General features: G+C 59.5%; 3 protein-coding genes and 1 pseudogene. 2 read left to right on the top strand and 2 right to left on the bottom strand.

Going from position 1 to position 4,524, the window contains the following annotated elements; translation table 11 throughout:
* On the top strand, nucleotides 1-1,074 hold a 1,074-nt coding region (locus EN884_RS26815), incomplete at its 5' end, for a porin (RefSeq protein WP_164895170.1).
* A gap of 377 nt (nucleotides 1,075-1,451) precedes the next feature.
* Here EN884_RS26815 and EN884_RS26810 read toward each other — a convergent pair.
* Nucleotides 1,452-3,119, bottom strand: a complete 1,668-nt coding sequence (locus tag EN884_RS26810) for a sulfotransferase (protein WP_013532602.1) — start codon at nucleotides 3,117-3,119, stop codon at nucleotides 1,452-1,454.
* 117 nt (nucleotides 3,120-3,236) lie between these two features.
* Here EN884_RS26810 and EN884_RS26805 point away from each other — a divergent pair, with 117 nt between their 5' ends.
* The gene (locus tag EN884_RS26805; RefSeq protein WP_013532603.1) at nucleotides 3,237-4,349 is read left to right on the top strand and encodes a pyridoxal phosphate-dependent aminotransferase; all 1,113 of its coding nucleotides are present in this window, start codon (nucleotides 3,237-3,239) and stop codon (nucleotides 4,347-4,349) included.
* A 35-nt stretch (nucleotides 4,350-4,384) separates the two neighbouring features.
* Here the strand turns inward: EN884_RS26805 and EN884_RS39820 are convergent.
* A pseudogene (locus EN884_RS39820) lies at nucleotides 4,385-4,524 on the bottom strand (MarR family transcriptional regulator); the annotation flags it as partial.

Raw genomic sequence — 4,524 nt, 5'->3', positions numbered from 1 at the left:
GCCGTCGTCGTCGCCGAGCCGGAACCCGCTGAATACGTCAAGATTTGCGACGTCTACGGCGCTGGCTACTTCTACATCCCCGGCACCGAGACCTGCCTGCGCGTCGGCGGCTATGTCCGTTATGACATCGGCGGTGGCGACCTCGGTTCGTTCGATGGTGCAAAAGCCGCGGATCACCAGGATGGTGATGACCACAATACCTGGCTGAAGAATACCCGCTTCACGCTGAAGACCTGGACAGGCCAGGAAACCGAACTCGGCACCTTGAAGACCTACACCGAGACCCGCTTCAACTTCGGCGACGACAACGCCTTCGAGGACGTCAACGCCGCCCACAACCGGGACGTCTCGCTGAACTTCGCCTGGATCCAGCTCGGCGGCCTGCGCGTCGGTAAGGACGAATCGGCCTTCGATACGTTCGTCGGCTACGCCGGCAACGTCATCAACGACACGCTCGTTCCCTACGGCGATTTCGACACCAACGTCGTCCAGTACTACTTCGACGCCGGCAACGGCTTCTCGGCAGTGGTCTCGCTGGAAGAAGGTAACGCCAATGACACGATCGACAGCTATGTTCCGCATGTCGTCGGCGGCGTGAAGTACACGCAGGGCTGGGGCGCCATCACCGGTGTCGTCGCCTATGACAGCAATTACGAAGAAGTGGCCGGCAAGGTTCGCCTGGATGTGAACGTCTCCAACGAACTCTCGCTGTTCATCATGGGCGGCTACGGTTCGGACGACAATCTCAACGATAACCTCAGCAATCATGTCGACGCCAACGGTCGCGGCTTCTACAAGATGTGGGGTGGCAATTGGGCAGTGTGGGGCGGTGGCACCTACAAGTTCAACGAAAAAACCTCGTTCAACGCTCAGGTGTCTGCTGACGATTGGAAGAACGTCGGCGTTGCCGCGAACATCGCTTACGACGTTGTGCCGGGCTTCACGGTCACGGCCGAAGTCGACTACCTCCATGCAGGCCGATTTGGCGATGTCAACTATGTTAACCCATCGTTCACACCGGCCGACAAGAAGAACAGCATCGGCGGCCTCCTCCGCTTCCAGCGCTCGTTCTAATATATTTCGACTTGTCGAAATCGAAAACCCGGCGGGCAACCGCCGGGTTTTTTACGCCGGGTTCCGAGAGACTCGTCAAATGCAGTTGAGCCGCCCCGAGACCGAGCCCCTGCACTTCTTGAAGGTTTGCGAGCGACAATAGCCAGCCGACGAAGCCGAGCCCCGGCAGCTCCGGCAGTCCGGCAGTGCGTGAGTTTTCGCGCCAAGCACTTCGAGCGTGTCGACCAGCAGAATCAATTGACCAACCGAGCGATTGTGTTGGGATCATCGGGTGCGGAATCACGCGCATCCGTAAGCTTCTTCAGCTCTATTTCTCAGCAGTGCCAACCAAATCGAGGAGACGTGCGCGCATGAGCGGAACGCAGGACTGGTCTGAGTTACGTGTCCGCCAAGTCGCCCAAAGCATCGATGAGTGGCTGGATCTCGCCTTCATAATTCTTCCAGCGCTTGACCGACGATTTGTAGATCGGTTGGCGAACCTGCCAGCGACTGGGTGTGTTGACCGAACCATCCCTGTCGAAAAAGCGCAGGCAGGCGTCATCCCAGGGCAGCCCAAGGTAATCGATGAGGCGGCGTGACTGCGCTTCCTGATCGTCGACCAGCGTCTCGTACTGATTTTCGAAGATCAGGTTCGGGAAAACCTCGTTCCAATGCTGCATCAGGCGGTCATATTCTCGATAGTACAGGCCGAGTGTCTTCAGGTCGGTGTTGTAGCTGTGCCCCTCGCCGAATTTCTGGACAAAACAAGAGACGCAATTGTCGATGGCGTCACGACGGCAATGAATGATTCGCGCGTTGGGAAAGAGAACGGCGATAAGACCGATCAGCTCAAAATTATGAGGCATCTTATCCACGATCCGAAGCGCGGCAGGCGCTCGCTCCCTCAGATAGGTCAGGTGCTCTTCGGCCAGTGTTCCGGACAGGTGTTCTGTGATCGACGCCATCGCATGGTTTAGCCTCCCGGCCGATGACTTTCTGAGGTCGATCGCATTCGCGACTCTTCTGAGTTTGCTTAGTTCCCCTGCGCCATGGACATCGGGATGACTTGCGCAAATTTGTTCCGTGAGTGTCGTTCCCGAGCGCGGCATGCCGACCACGAACACAGGAACTTCCGAAGGATTTCCGTAACCCGACCTGGCAGCCAGCATCTCAGGCGTGAAGGTCTCAATCAGTGAATCTACCCACCGACGGTATTGGTCGATATCGAAGTAGCGGCCCGAGGCCTGTTTGGCCTTGTTGAAATGGCCGAATGCATCCTTATAGCGCTTGAGGTCGTTCAGCACCTTGCCGGCCGCCAGATGGAGCTTCTCTACGCCGTCCAGATCAAGCTTGGGATTGCCGAGTTCACCAACGATGGATTGTAGTTCCTTTGGCTCTTCGGTGAACTTTTGCGTCTGTACAAGGTCGTTGTAGGCAGTCGGCATTGCGATGCGACGTTCGATTGCTTCTTTAAGAAAGGCGGCGGCCTCGTCCATGCGCCCCAGGCTGCTGAGCGCGCTGGCCAGTCCTATCCGCACTTTGGGATGATCGCGGTTGATCTTCAGCGCCTTCTCATAGAGCGGCAAAGCCATGTCGGGTTTATCAAACTGGATATAAGCGTCCCCCAATGCACAAAGCGCTTCGATGAGACCTGGCTGCAACTCCAAGGCATACTGCATATGCTCGATTGCCGGTGAATATTCACTGACCTTCACATAGGCCGAAGCCAAACCAAGGTGGTAGTAGGGGTTTTTTGGTTCCTCGCCGATCGCTCGTGCGAAATATCGCAAGGCCGCCTCATCGTCGTAGCCCAGGCACACGGTCCCCAAAATATACAGGGCGAGCGGATGGTTAGGCGTGCGCGCCAGCACCCGAAGGCATAGGTCCTGAGCCTCGTTAAGCCGCTTGGCCTGCTGAAACTGATACGCCTGCTCCAGCAACGCATCGTCTGCCTGCGCAGGCGAAAGCGAATTTGCGTTGCGCAGATTTGGCTGCGGGAATTTGGGTTTCGGCCCGGTTTGGACCTTGAGGTGCTTTGACCAGGCAGGCGGCAGACGGTTGTTCATCACGTCTCGCTAGCAAAAGCGGCCGAAAGAATCCAGCGTTACGGATCTGCCCAGCGGCAACTTGCACCGACCCATCCGGCGCGCTAGCAAGAAGGCCCTTTCAAGCGAGCTTCCACCATGCATCAGCGCCCTCCCCTCATGCCGCTCATCGCAGCGCTTCCCTCGACGGTGCCGTTTGTCGGCCCCGAAGCGCAGGAGCGCGAGCGTGGCCGCGCTTTTCGCGCCCGCATCGGCGCCAATGAGAGCAGCTTTGGTCCCTCGCCGCGCGTCATCGCCCGCATGGCCGAGATCGCCGGCGACATGTGGATGTATTGCGATCCCGACAATCACGATCTGAAGGTGGCGGTAGCCGCGCATCACGGCGTAAAAGCAGAGAACGTCGTTGTCGGCGAAGGCATAGATGGCCTGCTCGCCCTGGTGGCACGCATGTATGTGGCGCCCGGCGATGCTGTGGTCACCTCGCTCGGCGCTTATCCGACCTTCAACTTCCACATCGCCGGTGTCGGCGGACGACTGGTGACGGTCCCTTACGAGAACGACCGGGAAAGCCTGGATGGCCTGCTGGCGGCGGTGCACAGGGACAAGGCCCCGCTGGTCTATCTCTCCAACCCCGACAATCCGATGGGCAGTTGGTGGGAGGCGAGCGAGATCATCCGCTTCATCGAGGCGCTGCCGGAAACCACCATGCTGGTGCTCGACGAGGCCTATGGCGAACTCGGGCCGGCCTCGGCGCTGCCGCCGATCGATATCTCCAGGCCAAACGTCATCCGCATGCGCACCTTCTCGAAGGCGTACGGGCTGGCGGGCATACGCTGCGGCTATGCGATCGCTGAGGCCCAGGTGATCCGCGACTTCGAGAAGATCCGCAACCATTACGGCGTCAGCCGCATGGCGCAGATCGCCGGCGTCGAGGCGCTCGCCGATCAGCACTATCTGCAAAGCGTGGTGGCGCGGGTCGCGGCCGGCCGCCGACGCATCGCCGGCATTGCCGAGGCGAACGGGCTGAAGCCACTGGCGTCGGCGACCAATTTCGTCACCATCGATTGCTGCGGCGATGGCGCCTTCGCGCTGAAAGTTCTGCAAGCCCTGCTGTCACGCGACGTCTTCATCCGCAAGCCGATGGTGCCACGGCTCGACCGCTGCATCCGCGTCAGCGTCGGCCTCGATCACGAGCTCGACATTTTTGCCGAGGAACTTCCCGGTGCTTTGGCGGCAGCGCGGGGTAATTAGGATACCGCTGGCGCGCAACCGGCAGCAAAAGCCGCCTACAAATCCATTTCCCAGGTCTGGCCGGTCAGATCCTTGCCGAAGCTGCGGTGGTGCTCCTGCGAGACCAGCCTGAAGCCGGCACGTTCGTAGATCGCGCGCGCCGCAACGAGGATGTCGTTGGTCCACAGAACTAGCT

Source organism: Mesorhizobium sp. M7A.F.Ca.AU.001.01.1.1, from assembly GCF_004022735.1.
Lineage (GTDB): Bacteria > Pseudomonadota > Alphaproteobacteria > Rhizobiales > Rhizobiaceae > Mesorhizobium > Mesorhizobium ciceri.
The sequence above is the reverse complement of the archived record's forward strand: the minus strand, read 5'-3'. Positions and strand labels throughout refer to the sequence as shown.

Excerpts from the sequence above, each read along its gene's own strand:
- EN884_RS26810 (WP_013532602.1), bottom strand. The coding sequence starts at position 3,119 with ATGAACAACCGTCTGCCGCCTGCCTGGTCAAAGCACCTCAAGGTCCAA.
- EN884_RS26805 (WP_013532603.1), top strand. The coding sequence starts at position 3,237 with ATGCATCAGCGCCCTCCCCTCATGCCGCTCATCGCAGCGCTTCCCTCG.